Origin of the sequence: Amycolatopsis lurida, from assembly GCF_900105055.1 — a bacterium.
In the GTDB taxonomy this organism is placed as follows: Bacteria; Actinomycetota; Actinomycetes; order Mycobacteriales; family Pseudonocardiaceae; genus Amycolatopsis; species Amycolatopsis lurida.
In genome coordinates this window covers 3,224,619-3,242,097 of the sequence record NZ_FNTA01000004.1, presented here as the reverse complement: position 1 = coordinate 3,242,097, position 17,479 = coordinate 3,224,619, and the positions used below count along the sequence as shown (strand labels likewise).

The 17,479-nt window shown below is 69.4% G+C and carries 17 protein-coding genes; 10 read left to right on the top strand and 7 right to left on the bottom strand.

What is annotated here, in order from left to right; genetic code table 11:
• Window positions 1-5: 5 nt before the first annotated feature.
• Together BLW75_RS20155 and BLW75_RS20150 are read right to left on the bottom strand one after the other, a co-directional pair.
• On the bottom strand, window positions 6-1,346 hold the full coding sequence (locus BLW75_RS20155; RefSeq protein ID WP_034304358.1) for a carboxyl transferase domain-containing protein: 1,341 nt from the start codon (window positions 1,344-1,346) through the stop codon (window positions 6-8).
• Window positions 1,343-2,749, bottom strand: a complete 1,407-nt coding sequence (locus BLW75_RS20150; RefSeq protein ID WP_034304361.1) for an acyl-CoA synthetase — start codon at window positions 2,747-2,749, stop codon at window positions 1,343-1,345. The genes BLW75_RS20155 and BLW75_RS20150 overlap by 4 nt, the downstream gene beginning before the upstream one ends.
• A gap of 387 nt (window positions 2,750-3,136) precedes the next feature.
• Here BLW75_RS20150 and tsaB point away from each other — a divergent pair, with 387 nt between their 5' ends.
• The 3 genes from tsaB to tsaD are packed head-to-tail and all read left to right on the top strand — an operon-like array spanning window position 3,137 to window position 5,318.
• A complete protein-coding gene (gene tsaB, locus BLW75_RS20145) occupies window positions 3,137-3,796 on the top strand; it encodes a tRNA (adenosine(37)-N6)-threonylcarbamoyltransferase complex dimerization subunit type 1 TsaB (RefSeq protein WP_034304364.1) in 660 nt (219 codons plus the stop codon).
• Complete coding sequence (rimI, locus tag BLW75_RS20140) at window positions 3,793-4,272, top strand: ribosomal protein S18-alanine N-acetyltransferase (RefSeq protein WP_034304367.1); 480 nt, start codon at window positions 3,793-3,795, stop codon at window positions 4,270-4,272. Before tsaB ends, rimI begins: the two co-directional genes overlap by 4 nt.
• Entirely contained in the window at window positions 4,272-5,318 is a 1,047-nt protein-coding gene (gene tsaD / locus BLW75_RS20135) for a tRNA (adenosine(37)-N6)-threonylcarbamoyltransferase complex transferase subunit TsaD (RefSeq protein WP_034304369.1), read from the top strand. Before rimI ends, tsaD begins: the two co-directional genes overlap by 1 nt.
• Here the strand turns inward: tsaD and wecB are convergent.
• The 3 genes from wecB to BLW75_RS20120 all read right to left on the bottom strand — a co-directional run bounded on the left by wecB (window position 5,315) and on the right by BLW75_RS20120 (window position 7,548).
• On the bottom strand, window positions 5,315-6,466 hold the full coding sequence (gene wecB / locus BLW75_RS20130; RefSeq protein ID WP_034305016.1) for a non-hydrolyzing UDP-N-acetylglucosamine 2-epimerase: 1,152 nt from the start codon (window positions 6,464-6,466) through the stop codon (window positions 5,315-5,317). The two genes, tsaD and wecB, sit on opposite strands and share 4 nt — an antisense overlap.
• A gap of 104 nt (window positions 6,467-6,570) precedes the next feature.
• Complete coding sequence (locus BLW75_RS20125) at window positions 6,571-6,750, bottom strand: LPXTG cell wall anchor domain-containing protein (protein ID WP_007031099.1); 180 nt, start codon at window positions 6,748-6,750, stop codon at window positions 6,571-6,573.
• A 21-nt stretch (window positions 6,751-6,771) separates the two neighbouring features.
• Complete coding sequence (locus tag BLW75_RS20120; protein WP_034304371.1) at window positions 6,772-7,548, bottom strand: choice-of-anchor protein CoaP; 777 nt, start codon at window positions 7,546-7,548, stop codon at window positions 6,772-6,774.
• Between the two features lie 431 nt (window positions 7,549-7,979).
• Here BLW75_RS20120 and xrtP point away from each other — a divergent pair, with 431 nt between their 5' ends.
• On the top strand, window positions 7,980-8,483 hold the full coding sequence (gene xrtP / locus BLW75_RS20115; RefSeq protein WP_034304374.1) for an exosortase P: 504 nt from the start codon (window positions 7,980-7,982) through the stop codon (window positions 8,481-8,483).
• Complete coding sequence (locus BLW75_RS20110; RefSeq protein WP_034304376.1) at window positions 8,483-9,871, top strand: XrtP-associated glycosyltransferase; 1,389 nt, start codon at window positions 8,483-8,485, stop codon at window positions 9,869-9,871. The genes xrtP and BLW75_RS20110 overlap by 1 nt, the downstream gene beginning before the upstream one ends.
• A gap of 14 nt (window positions 9,872-9,885) precedes the next feature.
• On the opposite strand, the gene BLW75_RS20105 is transcribed toward BLW75_RS20110, so the two are convergent.
• Window positions 9,886-11,781: an N-acetylmuramoyl-L-alanine amidase gene (locus tag BLW75_RS20105; RefSeq protein WP_034304379.1), complete on the bottom strand. Its 1,896-nt coding sequence runs from the start codon at window positions 11,779-11,781 to the stop codon at window positions 9,886-9,888.
• Window positions 11,782-11,922: 141 nt separating this feature from the next.
• On the opposite strand from BLW75_RS20105, the gene BLW75_RS20100 reads away from it, so the two are divergent.
• The 3 genes from BLW75_RS20100 (at window position 11,923) to groL (ending at window position 14,786) form a co-directional block, all read left to right on the top strand.
• Window positions 11,923-12,561 (top strand): HAD family hydrolase, encoded by a 639-nt coding sequence (locus BLW75_RS20100; RefSeq protein WP_034304381.1) that lies wholly within the window; start codon window positions 11,923-11,925, stop codon window positions 12,559-12,561.
• 217 nt (window positions 12,562-12,778) lie between these two features.
• Window positions 12,779-13,072 (top strand): co-chaperone GroES, encoded by a 294-nt coding sequence (groES, locus tag BLW75_RS20095; RefSeq protein ID WP_009072407.1) that lies wholly within the window; start codon window positions 12,779-12,781, stop codon window positions 13,070-13,072.
• A 100-nt stretch (window positions 13,073-13,172) separates the two neighbouring features.
• A complete protein-coding gene (gene groL / locus BLW75_RS20090) occupies window positions 13,173-14,786 on the top strand; it encodes a chaperonin GroEL (RefSeq protein ID WP_034304382.1) in 1,614 nt (537 codons plus the stop codon).
• Window positions 14,787-15,052: 266 nt separating this feature from the next.
• Here the strand turns inward: groL and BLW75_RS20085 are convergent, their stop codons facing one another.
• Window positions 15,053-15,373 (bottom strand): WhiB family transcriptional regulator, encoded by a 321-nt coding sequence (locus tag BLW75_RS20085; protein WP_073847344.1) that lies wholly within the window; start codon window positions 15,371-15,373, stop codon window positions 15,053-15,055.
• A 230-nt stretch (window positions 15,374-15,603) separates the two neighbouring features.
• Between BLW75_RS20085 and BLW75_RS20080 the strand changes: the two genes are divergently transcribed.
• On the top strand, window positions 15,604-16,518 hold the full coding sequence (locus tag BLW75_RS20080; RefSeq protein WP_206743471.1) for a MerR family transcriptional regulator: 915 nt from the start codon (window positions 15,604-15,606) through the stop codon (window positions 16,516-16,518).
• Between the two features lie 9 nt (window positions 16,519-16,527).
• Entirely contained in the window at window positions 16,528-17,367 is an 840-nt protein-coding gene (locus BLW75_RS20075; protein WP_034304386.1) for a hypothetical protein, read from the top strand.
• Window positions 17,368-17,479: the final 112 nt, after the last annotated feature.

Sequence of the window (17,479 nt, the reverse complement as noted above, 5' to 3'; positions counted from 1 at the left end):
CGCGATTAGGGGGCTAAACGCAGGTCCGCGGAGCCCACCACGGAGCGCGCGATTCCCAGGTCCACCAGGTCTTGGGGGCGCAGGCGGAGCCGGTCCGCGAGGGCGGGGACTTCGTCGGTGGGCAACTTGAGGATCGCCGCGGCCGCCTCGGGCGACGTCACCGAGAAGTACGCGTTGGGCGTCACCCAGGTCGACCCCGGCGCCGCGAACGCGAGCGCGCCCCCGGAACCACCTTCCCCGATCACGAGGGTCGTGATCGGCACGGTCGCACTCGCGACCGCCTCGAACAACTCCGCGATCGCCGCGCCGGCCCCCGCCCGTTCGGCCGCCTCGTCGTTCGCCGCGCCCGGGGTGTCGACGAGGGTGAGGACCGGGACTCCGAGCCTCGACGCGAGCCGCACCAGACGTGCCGCCGTCCGGAAGCCCGCGGGCAGTGTCGGCGTCCCACACTGCGCCGCGTACGCGATCGCTCGGCCGCTTCGCCAGCCGAAGCCGCACAAGACGCCGGAGTCGACTCCGCCGCACCTGTCGCCCGAGACGGCCTCACGCCAGTCGAAGTACGCGTCGAGATACTCCGCTGCCCGAGGCCTCTCGGCAGAGCGCGCGGCTTGGACCGCGTCCCATCCGCTGTCGGGCAAGTCCGTCGTTCCGAGCGCGCCGGGCGGCTCTGCTGTGTCCGCAGTCGGCGAAGTCAGGAGGCGCAGCCACCGTTCCAGTGCCGAGGGAAGGTCTGAAGGCGCCACGATCTGGTCGACCTGGCCCCACGCGAGTTTCGCTTCGGCCGTGTACGCCTCCGCGGGCGCGTCGGCGGGCCGCACGCGAGACCCGGCGAAACCGACCTGAGCTCCGGGCAACGCGAGAACGACGTCGGCGCTCGCACCGAGGGTCGCCCAACCGCCGCCCGTGGTCGGATCGCGCAGTACGGAGATCTGCGGTACCGATCGGGCTCCGGCCGCTGCTCGCGCGATGCGCTGCAACTGCGAAAGCGCCCGCATCCCGTGCTGCATGCGGCTGCCGCCGGTCGCGATCAGCGATACCACCGGCAACCGGGATTCCACCGCCCGCGCGAACGCCGCTTCGACCCGATCACCGGTTCGTTGACCGATCGACCCGCCCAGGAAGCCGAACTCGAAGGCGATCACGACCGCGTCGACGTCACCGATCCTGGCGGTCCCGCACAGCACGGACTCGTCTTCTCCGGTCCGCTCTTCGGCGGCCTCGCGTGCCGAGCGATAACCCGGCCAGCCGATCGGCCCGTCGTCCGGCTCGTCGGAACGCGGAACGTCGAGATCCTCGAAACCGGTCGCGATCTCCTTGATGACGGACCGCGCCGAGGGCCTGCTCATCCGAGCGCCCGCTTCATGACCTTGCCCATGTCGTTGCGCGGCAACGCTTCCAGGTAGCGGACCACCCGCGGCCGTTTGTGTGGCGACAACAGGCGCGAGACGTGGTCGGCGAGTTCCGACTCCGCCGGGCGATCTCCTTCGGGCACCACCCAGGCCACGATGCGCTCGCCGAGGTCGTCGTCGGGCTCGCCGGTCACCGCCACCTCCGCGACACCGGGATGCTCCATCAGCGCGTTCTCGATCTCACCCGCGCCGATCTTGTAACCGCCGCTCTTGATCAGGTCCGTCGCCTTCCGGCCGACGATCTTCACGTATCCGGCCGCGTCGCGGGTCGCCATGTCGCCGGTCCGGAACCAGCCGTCGTCGAAGGCCGCTTCGGTGGCGTCGGGGCGGTTGAGGTACTCGGTGAACAGGTTCGGCCCGCGGACCTGGATCTCGCCGACGGTCTCGATCTCCTCGACGGGCTCGCCCGCTTCGTCGACCAGCCGGAGATCGACGCCGCGCAGCGGGACACCGACCGTGCCGGGGACGTGCTCGCCGTCGACGCGGATGCTGGTGTTCATGAGGGTCTCGGTCATCCCGTAGCGCTCGATCACGCGCCGGCCGGTCGCCGCGGTGATGCGCTGATGGTCGTGGACGGGCAGCGCGGCCGATCCGGAGACGAGCAGCCGGGCGCTGCTGAGCGCTTCGGCGAGTGATGGGTCTTCACCGACTTCGCCCGCGATGCGGTGGTACATGGTCGGGACGCCGAACATCATCGTCGCCCCGGAGGCGAGTTCGCGTGCGACGCCTTCGGTGGAGAAGCGACCGAGATGCCGGACCGAGCCGCCGCGCCGGAGCGGGCCGAGGATGCCGAGGATCAGGCCGTGCACGTGGAACAGCGGTAGGCCGTGGACCAGGACGTCGTCGGCGGTCCATTCCCAGGCGTCCTCGAGTGCGTCGAGAGTCGTCGAGATGGCGCGCCGTGGGAGGACGACGCCCTTGGGCGGGCCGGTGGTGCCCGAGGTGTAGACGATCAGGGCCGGTTCCGCGGGGAGATCGACGGACGTGCCTTCGAGGACGATGTCGCGGCGCGGCAGGCCGCCCAGGCCGACGGGCAGATCGGCGCCCGGCTCGGCGAGCACGAGGACGGGCTCGCTGTCGGTGAGGATGTGCGCGAGTTCCCGCTCGCCGATCTTCGGGTTGAGCGGGATGGCCGGGACGCCGGCGAGCAGGGCGGCGACTACGGCGACGCTGGTGTGCACCGACGGCGTGGCCCAGACGGCGACGCGGCCGCTCGGGAGGTCGCGGGCGAGTGTGCCGGCGACGGCCGCGACGTCGTCATAGGTGAGGGAGATGTCGCCGAAGCGGAGCGCCTCCTTGGCCGAGCCGCTCGCCAGCGTGGGGAACAACCGATCGGGCACCGTGTGACCTCCTGCTCGACTCCGCCGGCCGGGCGCGTGGCCCCTCGGAGGACCGTACCGCGCTGCCCACCCGCACCCCTGCGACCTGCTTCACACGGTGGGCCGACCTGCGTTTAGCCCCCTAATCGCGATCTGAGGGTCTGGCGGGCCGAGTCCACCGGATCGCGTTTAGCCCGCTAAACGCGACGTGCGGGCCGAAGAGCGGGGAGCGACTTTAGCCCCCTAATCGCGATCCGGCAGCAGGCCCTGGGCCCGGCAGGCAGGCCCCCGGCGCGCGTCGCGTTTAGCGGGCTAAACGCGATTCGGCGGCGGGGGAGAGGGAGCGCCACCCGATCGCGTTCAGCCCGCTAAACGCGATCCGGGGCGCTGGTCGTAGGCTGGGTAACCGTGCTGGTACTGGCCATCGACACCTCGACCCCGGCGGTCACCGCGGGCCTCGTCGCCCTGGACGGCGACGTCCTCGAGTCGCGCGGCGACCGCGTCACGGTCGACCCGCGCGCGCACGGCGAGCTGATCACGCCCCACGCCCTCGAAGCCGTCAAGGCCGCGGGCGTCACGCTTCGCGACCTCGACGCCATCGTCTGCGGCGTCGGCCCCGGCCCCTTCACCGGCCTTCGCGCCGGCATGGCCACCGCCGCGTCGCTCGCCCACGCCCTCGGCATCCCCGCGTACCCGGTGTGCAGTCTCGACGCGATCGCCGCCGACGTCGCCCCCGGCGAAGCGCCCTTCCTCGTCCTCACCGACGCGAGGCGCCGCGAGGTCTACTGGGCCGCGTACGCCGCCGACGGCTCGCGCACCGACGGCCCCCACGTCGAGCGGCCTGCCGACCTCCAGACCACCATCAAGGTCGCGGCGGGCGACGGCGCCCTCCTTTACGCGGACGCCCTCGGCGTCCAGCCGATCGAGCCGCGCTTTCCGTCGCCTATCGGACTGGTCAAGGCCGCTCGCAAGGACTTCGACAACGAGCCCGCCCCGCTCACCCCGCTCTACCTCCGCCGCCCGGACGCCGTCGAACCGGCCGCGCGCAAGAAGGTGACCACGCCGTGAGGCTGGAACCCTTACGCCGCAAGGATATCCCCCGCTGTGTCGAGATAGAGAAGATCCTCTTCCCCGGCGATTCGCCGTGGAGCGCTTACGCCTTCCACGCGGAACTCGACGGCGGCGGCTACTACCTGGTCGCCCGTCCGGAGGAAAGCGACGAGGTCATCGGTTACGCCGGGCTCGCCGTCGTCGGCCGCCGCGGCGACTACGAGGCGAGCATTCACACGATCGGCGTCGACCCCGGCCACCAGCGCAAGGGCATCGGCACCACGTTGCTGAAGGCGCTCCTCGACCGCGCGGACGAACTCGCCGCGCCGGTCTTCCTCGAAGTCCGCACCGACAACGACGCGGCGATCACGCTCTACGAGCGACACGGTTTCGAACGCATCGGCCTCCGGAAGCGCTATTACCAGCCCTCCGGGGCCGACGCCTACACGATGGCCCGCCCGCGGGCCCAGGTCCGAGACGAGGTGGCGGGCTGATGTCGCGCATCATCATGGGCATCGAGAGTTCGTGCGACGAGACCGGTGTCGGCCTCGTCCGCCTGCACGACGACAACACCGTCGAACTCCTCGCAGACGAGGTCGCCTCCAGCGTCGACCAGCACGCCCGCTTCGGCGGCGTCGTGCCCGAGGTCGCCAGCCGCGCGCACCTGGAGGCGATGGTCCCGACGGTCGAGCGGGCCTTCGAAAAGGCCGGGCTCAAACTGTCCGATGTGGACGCGATCGCGGTCACCGCCGGACCCGGTCTCGCCGGCGCGCTCCTGGTCGGCGTCGCCGCGGCCAAGGCGTACGCCGCCGCGCTCGACATCCCGCTTTACGGCGTGAATCACCTGGCCGGGCACATCGCCGTCGACACGCTCCAGCACGGCCCGCTGCCTGACCGCTGCCTCGCCCTGCTCGTTTCGGGCGGGCACACGCAATTGCTGCTGGTGGACGACATCGCGTCCGAGATCACCGAACTCGGGTCCACTGTGGACGACGCGGCGGGCGAGGCCTACGACAAGGTCGCCCGCGTACTCGGCCTGCCGTACCCCGGCGGCCCGCCCATCGACAAGGCCGCCAAGAACGGTGACGGGGCGGCGATCGCGTTCCCTCGGGGGATGACCGGCCCGCGTGACGCCAAATTCGACTTCTCCTTCTCCGGCCTGAAAACCGCCGTCGCGCGCTGGGTCGAAGGCGCCGAACGCCGGGGCGAGGACATTCCCGTCGACGACGTCGCCGCGTCGTTCCAGGAGGCCGTCGCCGACGTGCTCACCATGAAGGCGATCCGCGCCGCCAAGGAACACGGCGTGGACACGCTGGTGATCTCCGGTGGCGTGGCGGCGAATTCGCGGCTGTCCGAACTCGCCGCCGAGCGCTGCGCCGAAGCCGGGATCACCCTGCGGGTCCCGCGGCCGCGGCTGTGCACGGACAACGGCGCGATGATCGCCGCGCTCGGCGCGCACGTGGTCGCCGCCGGACGGCCACGTGCGTCGCTCGATTTCTCCGCGAATCCGGCGCTGCCGGTGCAGATCGTCTCGATCTAACGCGATTCGGCGGCGGTGCGCGGCGCCGGGGCGAGGTTGAGCAGTTCCTCCAGCGCGGCCACCGACAACGTGGCGGCATTGCCGTCGCCGTAAGGGTTTCCGGCGTGCGTCGGATGGAGATCGCCACGCAGGACCTTCGCCGCGGTGTCTGCGATGAGGCCGGTGTCCGTCCCGACCAGCCAGGCGCAGCCCGCCTCGATGGCTTCGCGCCGTTCGGTGACGTCGCGGAGCACGAGGACGGGCGTGCCGAACGTCGGCGCTTCCTCTTGGATACCACCGGAATCGGTCAGGACGAGCTCGGCGAGCCGCAGCGCGCGCACGAGGTCGGGATACTCGAGCGGCTCGGTGATCGTCACCCGCGGGGTCCCGCCGAGCGCGGTCGTCACCTGGTCCCGCACGGCCGGATTGGGATGCACCGGGAACAGTACTTGGACGTCGCTGTGCTCCGCGACGATCAGTTCGATGGCGGCGAGCGTGCGGCTCAGCGGCTCGCCCCAGGACTCACGCCGATGCGAGGTGACGAGGACCAGGCGTTCGCCGGCCTCGGCGATTTCCATCTCCAGCAAGGCGAGCGCGGTGTCCCTCGCCGGGAGATCCCGCTCGGCGATCGCGATCACGGCGTCGACGACGGTGTTGCCGGTGACCGCGATCCGCTGGCGCGGAACACCTTCCGTGCGCAGCGCGGCCGCGGCGGCCGCTGTCGGCGCGAGATGCAGGGCGGCGATGCGCGAGATCATCTGCCGCGTCCCCTCTTCGGGGAACGGTGCGGCGAGGTCGTGCGTGCGCAGGCCCGCCTCCAGATGCACGACCGGGATTCCCCGCCAGAACGCGGCGAGCGCGCCGGCCAGTCCCGTCGTCGTGTCGCCCTGGACGACGACCGCGGCCGGGGAGACACGGCGCAGCAGGTCGTCGAGCGCGGGCAGCAGCCCGGAAACGAGTTCCGCCTGGGAGCCGGTGGTCCTGGGCGGGGTGTCGAGCCAGGCGTCGACCGGTAGTCCGAACGGGATCAACGCCTGATCGACCATGCCCTGATGCTGTCCGCTGTGGACGACGAAGGGCCGTAGGTGCGGGTGCTCCGCCAGCGCCAACGCCAGCGGCGCGAGCTTGACCGCCTCCGGCCGCGTTCCGGCCAGCAACATCACATCCACGCGTTCGCGCTCCTCATCCACGTTTCGAGTGTCCCGCACAACGCGGGTGATGGCCGCCGGCGTGCGAGGGGCCCACGCCGGCGGCCGTTTCGTCCAGGGGAGTGTCAGCTCCCCATCTCGCCGAGCCGTTTCGTGCGGCGGTAGCCCGCGATGACCGCGATGGTTCCGAGAACCAGCAGGATCACCCCGACGGCCAGCCACCAGCCGACATCGGCCCCGGTGGCGGCGAGGGCACCCACCCCGCCACCGGCGACGCCGACTCCGGCGCCAGGCAACTTGTACATTTCGACCTCACTTCACCCTGGTCAGGCGGTGGTCGCCGGACGCCGGTTGCGGACGACGCGGATACCGACCGGGATGGCGACGGCACCGAGCAGGCCGAGACCGATCCACAGCCCCGCGCCCGAAGCGAGCGGCACGGGCAGGCCGGCGGGCCCGCAGGTGGCCGACGAGACGATCACGTCGCCGGACCCGAGCGGGGTGAGGGCCTCGCCGAGCAGCTTCACGTGGATGGCGTTGACCGTGAGGCTGCCGTCGCTGTTCTTGATCTGTTCGTTCAGGATGATCGTCGCGACGTTGACGGTCCCGAGGCCGACCTTGATCTGCGTGTTCGGGGCGGGCGTCGAGTCGACCGTCCCCGCGCTGCCGAGTTTCGCGTCGACCAGGTTCGTCGCGCCCTGCACACCCTTCTGGGTCGCGGTGCAGGTGGCTTCGACGACCTTGACGCCGACCGTACCGAGCGCGCTCTTCAGCAGCGGCAAGCCGACATCGGCGGTGCTGGCCTTGGCGGTCACGGCACCGGAGTTGTCGTCGCGCTTGGCTTCGGTGTTGATCGCGCCCGCGGTGAGCACGCCGGTAAGGTCGACCTTCGCGAGGCTGTTGGCGGTCGGCCCGGAGGTCTTCGCCTCGGCGAGCGGCCCGGCTTTCACCGCGTCGAGGCCGAGGAGCTTCACATCGACCTTGACGCCGTACGCGGAGCCGTCACCGGGGGCCGCCGAGGCGGGCGCCGCGCCGGCGATGGCCACGCTCGCCACCACAGCGGCGAGCAATCCACCTCGTCGCAAGAGGTGCGTGTTCTTCAACTGGTCCTCCGAATTGATTCGTGGGGAGTTTCTCTGGATCTGCGGTCGGCACGAGGGCGCAACCGTCGCGGACGAATCCTCAGCTGGCCTGACTCGGCTCGCGGATCGTCTATCGCCGAGTGTTTCTTAAATTGCACAGAAAATTGTGAGGATCACCGGATCGGGTGGTCTTTGCGGACATTTCCCGCAGGTCGCCGATCGCGTCACTCTTTCGGCCTAGTCAGTTTCTCCACGATCGTGCCGAAAGGGCCCATGATCACGTTGAAAAGGCGAACCCCGGTCGAAAGGGCCGGTTCTCGCTGACTTACTCTCGTCGGCGAGGTCCCCTGTCCGCTTCGACGTGTCCCGTCGTCTGCTGCGTCTTTCCTGAGAGGGTCATCGTGGCCGTTGCGAGCGCTCCTTTGCCGAGTTCCAGCCGGTTTCCGCTGCGTATGGCGGTACTGGCGGTGCTCGCCGTCGCGGTCGGCCTGGTGCTGGCCGAACGCCTGTACCGGGTTTTCGAAGTCCAGCTCTCGGGCCTGATACTGAGGGTTATCACCACATCGGGTGTCTTCGTCGCCGGTGAACGCGAGACTGTCTACTTTGGGTTGTCCGGCGATACTCCACTCGGGTTAAGAATGACTCCGGAATGCTCGTCGGCATTCATGTTGCTGCCACTGCTGCTGGTGACCGCCGTCATGTTGTATTTCCGGCCGAAAAATGCGAAGCGACTCTTCACTTCGTTGCTCATTTCCGCGATCGTCGTCATTCTTGTCAATCAGATGAGGGTTTTGGCCATCGTCGGTCTCGTGAACGTGATGGGTATCGACGAAGGTTATTACTGGGGACACACCCTGCTCGGTTCGATGGTCAGCGTCCTCGGCGGCGCGATCGCCCTCGTGCTGTTCGTCTGGCTGAGCACCCGCAAGCCCCGTGCCGAACGCGTGGCCGCCTGATGGGCGGCGGCTCGATCAAGATCCTTCTGGCGATCACGCAGGCGTTCGCGCTCACGATGAGCGTGGCGTTCATCGTGTACGTGGTCGTGATCGTCGTGCCGTACCTGCGGCGCAAACCCGCGCCCGTCGGTGACGCCGCCGACTTCACCTGGCACTTCTTCGTTCCATGCCGGGACGAACAGACCGTCATCCGGGAAACCGTGCGGTACCTGCGGTCGACGTTCCGGCACGCGCACGTCTGGGTCGTCGACGACGACTCCGAGGACCGCACGGCGCGGGTGGTGAGGTCGATCTGGCGCCGCAATGGCGGCTACGACCCGTACCTGCATCTCGTTCCCCGGCGCCGTCCGGAGGCGCGGACGGGCAAGGGGGACGCGCTCAACGCGGCCTATCAGGCGCTCAACGACTGGATGGGACCGGACGCGAGCCGGGACGACGTGGTCGTCGTGGTCGTCGACGCGGACGGGCGGCCGGCGGCGAACTGCCTCGAGGTGTGCGCGGCGGACCATCTTTTCGGCGACGAGACGATCGGCGCCGTCCAGCTCGACGTTTGGATGGGCAACGCCGACACCCGCCCGCCGGGGAAGAACTGGTTTTCGCGCGCTTTCGGGCTGAAGCTGGCCCAGATGCAGGATCTCGAGTTCCGCACGGCCATCGCGGCCATCCAGACCTCGCGCGGCTTCACCGGCACGATCTCCATGGGCGGCAACGGTCAGTTCACCCGGCTGTCCGCATTGGACTCGATCGCCGGGCCGGACGAACAGCCGTGGCGTGGTTCGCTGCTGGAGGATTTCGAACTCGGCGTGCACCTGCTGACCGCGGGCTGGCGGACCGGCTACACCCCGGATTCCCATGTGAAGCAGGAAGGTCTGTACAGCCTGCGGCGGTTCCTGGTGCAGCGCACGCGCTGGGGCCAGGGCACGATGCAGTGTTCGCGGTATCTCCGGCGGATCTGGGATTCGCCGCATGTGAGCACGCTGGGCGCGGCGGAGATGATGTACTACCTCGCGCAGCCGTGGATGCAGCTGCTCGGCTCGCTGCTGTACCCGATCCCGTTCATCCTGCTGCTCTTCAGTACCGCGGGCGATCCGGCGCAGGTCTGGACCTGGTTCGCCGACGACGGCGCGTGGATCCTGTTCGCCATCTACGGCTCGTTCGGGCTGCTGCCGTTCATCGTGTGGGGCCCGATCTACCAGTTCAAATGCCTGAAGAGCCGCAATGTCCTACGTGGACTCGGGATGGGTTTCGCCTACGCGCTGTACATCTACACGTTCTACATCACGTCGTGGCGGGCGCTGTTCCGGCTGGTGCGCGGCCGCAACGGCTGGTCGAAGACGCGGCGGAACACCGAGCACGCCCCCGGGGTCAAGGTCGCGCTGGACTCCTGACCCCGGGGACGGTTTCAGAGGGCGGGCAGGATTCGGACGTCGTCCGCCTTCACGAAGGCGATGCGGTGTCCGAACTGGATCTGCACGTATTTCGTCTTGCCCTTGACGACCACGTGGTTCGCCGGGTCGAACGTCGTCGCCGAGTAGTACTCGGAACCGAGCACGTTGCCGACGGAGTACCGCTGCCCGGCCGAGAACGTGTACGGCAGCGGGATGACCTGCTGCACCGGCACGTTCGCCGGGTAGGCCTCGGCTTCGGGATACGCGCGCCCGAACACCGGCACGGTCGCCAGGCCGGGCTTCGGCGTGACGACCAGGCCGAACGCGGGGCTCGTCGTGCGCTGGTCGCGGAACCAGCCCTTCTGTCCGAGGTACCAGATCGCCGTCCAGCCGTCACGCCGCTCGGCGACCACGTACCGCTGGCCGGTCTCCGCCCGGCTGCCGATGTCGGAAACGGCCATCGTGCTCGCCGAACCGTCCGGGCGCAGGCCGATGTCCTTGAGCAGCGGCGCCGAGTCGTTCGGCTCGCTGCGCAGTACGACGGAACCGGAACCCCTTGCCGGGCAAGGCTTTCCGGCGGACTCGCAGCCGGTGAACGCGGGCTGGTTCGTGGCGAAGTCCGGCGTGATGGTCACCAGCGGTGAGCCCGGACGGCCGAAGCCGGAAAGCGGCGCGCCCATCAGCTCGAAGTAGTGCGCCCAGTCCCAGTACGGGCCCGGATCCCAGTGCATGCCCCGGATCGTCGAGGGGATCGTGCCGGGGACGTTGTCGTGGCCGAGGATGTGCGCGCGGTCGAGCGGGATGTCGTATTTCCGCGCGAGGTAGCCGACCAGCTTCGCGGACGTGCGGTACATCGCCTCCGTGTACCAAGTGCCCTTCGCGGCGAAGCCCTCGTGCTCGATGCCGACGGACTTCGCGTTGACGTACCAGTTGCCCGCGTGCCAGGCGACGTCCTTGGTCGGCACGTGCTGCGCGATCTGGCCGTCGGACGAGCGGATCGTGTAGTGCCAGCTCACGTACGTCGGGTCGGTGACAAGGTCCATCGCCGTGTCCCAGTAGCCCTCGGTGTCGTGGATGATGATGTATTCGACCTTCTGGCTCTTCGGCCGGTCCGCCTTGTCGTGGTTGCCGTAGTCGTTGTCCGGCAACTCCTGGTACGGCGCCGGCACCGAAAGGCACGAGACCTTCTTCGGGCACTCCGTCTTCGGGGCTTCGGCCTGGGTGCGCGCCGGGCTCATCGGTGACGCGGCGAGGGTGACGTTCTGGCCGTCGTCGGTCCTGCGGCTGACGCCCTTGGAGATGGTGTCGAAGACTTCGTCGGCGAAGGACTGCGCTCCCTCGGCGTCCTTCGCGCCGCTGTAGCGCGCGACGGCGGCCCTCCAGTCGCCGGTCTCGCGCTGATACTTCGCCAGGAGGGCGGCGCCACCGCGAATGTTCTGGGTGGTGTTCGTTCGCAGCGTCGCGACGTCCTGGCCGATCAGCGTGGCCGCTTCGTCGATGGTCTGGAGGCCGGGTGGGGGAGGCTTCGGCGCCGGGGTCGCCGGGAGTTTCGCCGGGCGGGCGTCGTCGCCGCGCGGATCCTCCTCACCTTCGTCGTGATGCGTGCCCGTGCCCGCTTCGCGCAGGTCGGTCAGGTGCATCGGGCCGTACCCGGCGGACGTGCTCGGGGTGCCGGCGTTGAAATCCCAGCGCGACTCCAGGAACGAGACGCCGAGCAGGACGTTCTCCGGGACGCCGAATTCCCGCGCGGCGGCCGCGAAGTCCCGCTGACGCTGCTGGTCCGCGGGGGCGGCTTCGGCGGGGACCGCGGCGAGGAGCCCGGCGGCGAGGGCGAGGACCGCGAGCCCGGCGGTCCGTTTGGACCGGCGCCGGAGCGGCTCGAGGGTTACGGGACGGAAGGGACGCGGCATGGGCGTATACCCCCAGTGACTAGGTCTGCTGAACAGGACCGACCCCAATGGTCGGAACCTAACCAGAAACCGGCTTCGTCCGTAAGGTCCCTCCAGATCGCGATTAGGGGGCTAAACGCAGGTCGGTGGCAAGGTGGAGGGATGGAGCTCCTGCGCGAGAAGGACCACGTCTTCCTCGACTTCGACGGGCCGGTGTGCGACGTGTTCGCCAGGCTTCCGGCGAGCGAGGTCGCGGACCGGCTCCAACGCCTCATCGAGCCCGAGGTGATCGCCTCGTCCGATCCGTTCGACGTGCTCCGGTTCGCGGCCTCGTGCGGGCCGAACGCCGCGCACGTCGTCGAGCGGCAGCTCACCCGCTTCGAGGGGGAGGCCGTCGCCCTGATCTCGCCTGCTCCCGGTATCGCGGAAGTGCTGCGCGACTGGCGTGCGCAGGGGTTCACGGTGACGGTCGTCAGCAACAACTCCGTCGACGCGATCCGGTCCTTCCTGGGTCTGCACGACCTCGTCGAGTTCGTTCGCGGGATCAGCGCGCGGACGACGAGCGACCCGGCGCTGCTGAAGCCACAGCCGGCGCTCCTCGATGCCGCTGTGACGGCTCTCGGCACGTCACCGGTGCAGTGCGTCATGGTCGGCGACTCGGCCGCGGACATCCTGGCCGCTCGCGCCGCAGGCGTCACTTCGATCGCTCTGGCGAAGACACCAGCGAAGCGCAGGGCCCTAGGGGCCCTCCATCCCGATGCCCTGGTGACCGACGTCGCGGACTTGCGTTTAGCCCCCTAATCGCGATCCGGGGGTACCGGGCGGAACGAAACGGCCGGTCAGGGGCTCGGGGGCCGAGTTTTCGCGGGGTGAGCGGACCCTCCTTGCGAAGCTGGCACTCACATGGCTAGAGTGCTAATTGCACGGCCCGAACACGCCCCGGCACCCGCGACGGCGGGGGTGGTAGGAGCCGTAACTCATCCTGCCAACGCTTTCGACGACCGTGGAGGTCAACCCGGTGAGCGTGAACATCAAGCCGCTCGAGGACAAGATCGTTGTCCAGACGAGTGAGGCCGAGGAGACGACCGCTTCCGGCCTCGTCATCCCCGACACCGCCAAGGAGAAGCCCCAGGAGGGCAAGGTTCTGGCCGTGGGCCCGGGCCGCATCGACGACAAGGGCAACCGCGTTCCGCTGGACGTGGCTGTCGGCGACGTCGTCATCTACTCCAAGTACGGCGGCACCGAAGTGAAGTACAACGGTGAGGACTACTTGATCCTTTCCGCTCGCGACGTGCTGGCCGTCATCAACTGACGTCCGCTCTCAGCGCATGACGCCCCGGGCCCCGCATTGCCGGGGGACGGGGCGTTCGTGTATTCCGTGCTTTAGAACTGGAAGGTAAGCGGAACAGGCCATGCCCAAGCAGATCAGTTTCGACGAGGACGCTCGTCGCGCGCTCGAGCGCGGGGTGAACAAGCTCGCCGACGCGGTCAAGGTCACCCTCGGCCCGCGCGGTCGCCACGTCGTGCTCGACAAGAAGTTCGGTGGCCCGACCATCACCCTCGACGGCGTCACCGTCGCTCGTGAGATCGAGCTCGACGACCCGTTCGAGAACCTCGGCGCCCAGCTCGCCAAGAGCGTCGCCACCAAGACCAACGACGTCGCCGGTGACGGCACCACGACCGCGACCGTGCTCGCGCAGTCACTGGTGAAGGTCGGCCTGCGCAACGTCGCCGCCGGCGCCAACCCGACCGCCGTCGGCCGCGGCATCGAGGCCGCCGCGGAGAAGGTCATCGCGGTCCTCAAGGAGAAGGCGACCCCGGTCAAGGGTCGCGACAACATCGCCCAGGTCGGCACCGTCACCTCGCGTGACGCGGCCATCGGCGCCCTGCTCGGCGAGGCCGTCGAGCGGGTCGGCGAAGACGGTGTCATCACGATCGAGGAGTCGTCCACGCTGGCGACCGAGCTCGTGATCACCGAGGGTGTGCAGTTCGACAAGGGTTTCCTGTCGGCGCACTTCGCGACCAACCCGGAGGAGCAGAAGGCGATCCTCGAGGACGCCTACATCCTGCTGGTCCGCGAGAAGATCTCGGCGCTGGCCGACCTGCTCCCGGTGCTGGAGAAGGTCGTCGAGGCCAAGAAGCCGCTGCTGATCATCGCCGAGGACGTCGACGGTGAAGCGCTGTCGACCCTCGTCGTGAACTCGCTGCGCAAGACGATCACCGCCGTCGCGGTCAAGGCGCCGTTCTTCGGCGACCGCCGCAAGGCGTTCCTGGACGACCTCGCGGTCGTCACCGGCGGCGAGGTCATCTCGGCCGAGATCGGGCACAAGCTGTCCGAGACCACGCTGGCCCAGCTGGGCAACGCGCGCCGGATCGTCGTCACCAAGGACGACACCACGCTCGTCGACGGTGCCGGCACCAAGGACGACATCGCCGCGCGCGTCGCGCAGATCCGCAAGGAGATCGAGAACACCGACTCCGACTGGGACCGCGAGAAGCTGCAGGAGCGGCTGGCGAAGCTCGGCGGCGGTGTCGCGGTGATCAAGGTCGGCGCGGCCACCGAGACCGAGCTGAACGAGCGCAAGCACCGCATCGAGGACGCCGTGGCTTCGACCAAGGCGGCCGTCGAAGAGGGCATCCTGCCCGGCGGTGGCTCGGCGCTGGTGCACGCGGTCAAGGAGCTCGACGGCGGCCTCGGCCTCGAGGGCGACGAAGCGACCGGTGTCCGCATCGTCCGCGACGCGCTGTCCGCCCCGCTGTTCTGGATCGCGACCAACGCGGGCCACGAGGGCGCGGTCATCGTGAACAAGGTCCAGGAGCAGAGCTGGGGGCACGGCTTCAACGCCGCCACCGGTGAGCTCACCGACCTGCTGGCCGCCGGCATCGTCGACCCGGTCAAGGTGACCCGGTCCGCGGTGGCGAACGCCGCTTCCATCGCCCGGCTCGTGCTCACGACGGAGAGCTCCATCGTCGAGAAGCCGGTCGAGGAGGAGCCCGCCGCGGCCGGTCACGGCCACGCGCACTAGTTCCACCCCTGAAGCGGGGCGGTACTCCAACCGGAGTGCCGCCCCGTTTTTGTGCCGACCGCCGACCTGCGTTTAGCCCCCTAAACGCGATCTGGGCGCACGCGGCGGGGACCTGCGTTTAGCCCCCTAAACGCGATCCGGGTCGCGCGCGTGCCCACGGCCGCACCGACCTGCGTTCAGCCCCCTAAACGCGATCCGGGGCCGGAGACGCGGAAGGGCGGCACCCCACCCGGATGCCGCCCTTCCGCGTCGCCGACTCGGCCGGATCAGCCGTTCGACATGCTCAATTGGCGCTTGTCCGCCTTGATGATGTGCTCGCGTTCCGATTCCGACAGTCCGCCCCAGATCCCGTACGGCTCGTGCACGGCGAGCGCGTGGTTCCGGCACATCGCCAGTACCGGACAGGCCAGGCACACGGCTTTGGCCCTCGCCTCGCGGCGGGCTCTGGCCGGCCCGCGCTCGCCGTCAGGGTGAAAGAAGGACGCGCTGTCCATGCCTCGGCACGACCCTTCGAGCTGCCAGTCCCATACATCCGCGTTGGGCCCCGGGAGCCTGCGTGTGTCCGCCATCCTGACCGCCTCCGTCATCCGGTCGAAGCGTTTACCTGCTCTGCTGCGCTGCGGATACTCCATTCGGTGCAACGGCGGTAACGTTAGAAGCGCGCCAATACTTGTTCAAGAGATTCGAGACGATTCAGCCGTTAGGCATCCCCCGGATGTGTGAGCGGTACTTTCCGTTCCGGTTGCCCCGGTCCCTGCCTGCCTGGATATTGGGTCGAGTGGGATCTCGGATCAGCAGTGAAGAACCCACCCTGCCGGTGGCCTCGGTCGCTCGTCGGCTCGGGGTCGCGCCGTCCACCCTTCGCACCTGGGACCGCAGATACGGCGTAGGACCGAGTCGCCACACCAACGGCCGTCACCGTCGCTACGGCAGTTCCGACATCGGCCGCCTCGAACTGATGCAGCGCGCGTTGCTTCGCGGCGCGTCGACGGCTGAAGCGGCGAAGTACGCGCTGGAGCAGATGCCCCGGACGGCGACGGAGCCGCCGGAAGCCGACCTGGTCCAAGTGGAGGAGCGGGCCGCCGCACCGCCCGCTGACGACCACGACGTCCCCTCCCGCCTCGCCAGACGCTTGAGCACCGCCGCGCTCGCGATGGACTTCGGCGCGGTCCAGCGGATGCTCGCCGACACGATCCGCGAACTCGGTGTCCTGCCCGCCTGGACCGGTGTCGTGTCGCCGGTCCTGACCGCGCTCGGCGCGCGCTGGCGCGGTGTCAGCGCCGGCGCCGAGGTCGAGTACCTGCTCGCCGAATGCGTGTACGCCGCCCTCGTCCGCGCGACGCCGGTGCTGCGCGAACCGCGTAACCAGCGCCCGGTCCTGCTGACCTGCGTTCCGGACGAGCGCGACAACATGCCGATGTACGCGCTCGCCGCGGCGCTGGCGGGACGCCGGATCGGCGCCCAGCTGTTCGGTGCGGCCCTGCCTGCCGAAGTGCTCGCGGTGACCGTGCGCCGCAGTGTCCCGGCGGCGGTGGTGCTGTGGTCGGGACGGCGCGCGACCGCGGACCCGCGCCTGTTCGCCAGGATCTCCCGCGGCCGTCAGCGCAGCAGGCTGTTCGCGTGCGGTCCCGGCTGGGATCCCGCCGCCCTCCCGGACAAGATCGAACTGCTCGGCGAACTGTCGACGGCCGCCGACCGGATCGAGCACGTTCTTGTCGGTGCGAGGCGATAGAAAGGACGCATGGAATCGTCCTTGCGGTCCGCCGCGTTCGGCGACGGCATGCCACCGCCGAGCCCCTTCGCGGTGCCCGCGTCGCCTCGTGGCCGGCTGCTCGCGGCGATCGGGCTCGGCGCCCGCGGCCGGTACGCGGCGGCGGCCACGCTGCTGAACGGTTTGCGTGCGGGCAAGGAGCCGGTGGCCGCGTCGCTGGCCGCGAGCGCGCTGGCTTCGCATCGGCGGCAGCTGGGCGGGCACGCGGCGGCACTCGCCCTCGATGGCGAGGCGCTTGCCCGGGTGATCAAGGAGCCGCGAGGTGAACCCGATCCCGACGGTCTGGACGCCGAGGGGGCGCGGGCGGACGCGCTCCTCGGCCTCGCGGCGGACAATCTCGGGCGCGGCAGGCTGGCCGCCGCCCGCAGGTTGCTCGCCCGTGCGGTCGTGCACACCGGCAACTGGCGGACCCGGACCAGGGCCGGCTGGGTGGGCGCGGAAATCGAACTGGCGAGTAACATTTCCGCCGCGGGGATCGCACCTGCGGAAATGGCGTTGGAAACGGCGCGGGCGCGGGGCGCCGTGCGGCACGTCGTCAAATCACAGCTTGTACTCGGCGTGACGATCGTGAATGCCGGTTCCGCTGAGCGGGACCGCGCGAAAGCGCTGGTCGAGAGCGCGCGGGAAACCGCCGAGAAATACGAATTCAATTCACTTCTGTGGGTGGCATGCCTGGTCGAGGCCGACTTCCGGGCAGGACACGCCGATGAGTATCGATTCAGAGGCGCCGAACTGTTGCACGCAGTGTTACGGCACGCAGATCCTTGCGGGAGGCGGCTCGCACGGGAATCTCCGTGGGTCCCCCGCTGAGGGCGTCTAGCCTGTTGGAGGGCCCATTCCGGCAACCGGGCTAAGAACTTTCAAAAAAAGCCACCGGATCGTGTCAAGGTTCGGGCTAAAGCGTCCGATAGGGGAAGTGGAA

Excerpts from the sequence above, each read along its gene's own strand:
- BLW75_RS20075 (WP_034304386.1), top strand. The coding sequence starts at position 16,528 with ATGGAATCGTCCTTGCGGTCCGCCGCGTTCGGCGACGGCATGCCACCG.
- BLW75_RS20105 (WP_034304379.1), bottom strand. The coding sequence starts at position 11,781 with ATGCCGCGTCCCTTCCGTCCCGTAACCCTCGAGCCGCTCCGGCGCCGG.
- xrtP (WP_034304374.1), top strand. The coding sequence starts at position 7,980 with ATGGCGGTACTGGCGGTGCTCGCCGTCGCGGTCGGCCTGGTGCTGGCC.
- groL (WP_034304382.1), top strand. The coding sequence starts at position 13,173 with ATGCCCAAGCAGATCAGTTTCGACGAGGACGCTCGTCGCGCGCTCGAG.
- BLW75_RS20125 (WP_007031099.1), bottom strand. The coding sequence starts at position 6,750 with ATGTACAAGTTGCCTGGCGCCGGAGTCGGCGTCGCCGGTGGCGGGGTG.
- BLW75_RS20110 (WP_034304376.1), top strand. The coding sequence starts at position 8,483 with ATGGGCGGCGGCTCGATCAAGATCCTTCTGGCGATCACGCAGGCGTTC.
- tsaD (WP_034304369.1), top strand. The coding sequence starts at position 4,272 with ATGTCGCGCATCATCATGGGCATCGAGAGTTCGTGCGACGAGACCGGT.
- BLW75_RS20085 (WP_073847344.1), bottom strand. The coding sequence starts at position 15,373 with ATGACGGAGGCGGTCAGGATGGCGGACACACGCAGGCTCCCGGGGCCC.
- BLW75_RS20100 (WP_034304381.1), top strand. The coding sequence starts at position 11,923 with ATGGAGCTCCTGCGCGAGAAGGACCACGTCTTCCTCGACTTCGACGGG.
- BLW75_RS20155 (WP_034304358.1), bottom strand. The coding sequence starts at position 1,346 with ATGAGCAGGCCCTCGGCGCGGTCCGTCATCAAGGAGATCGCGACCGGT.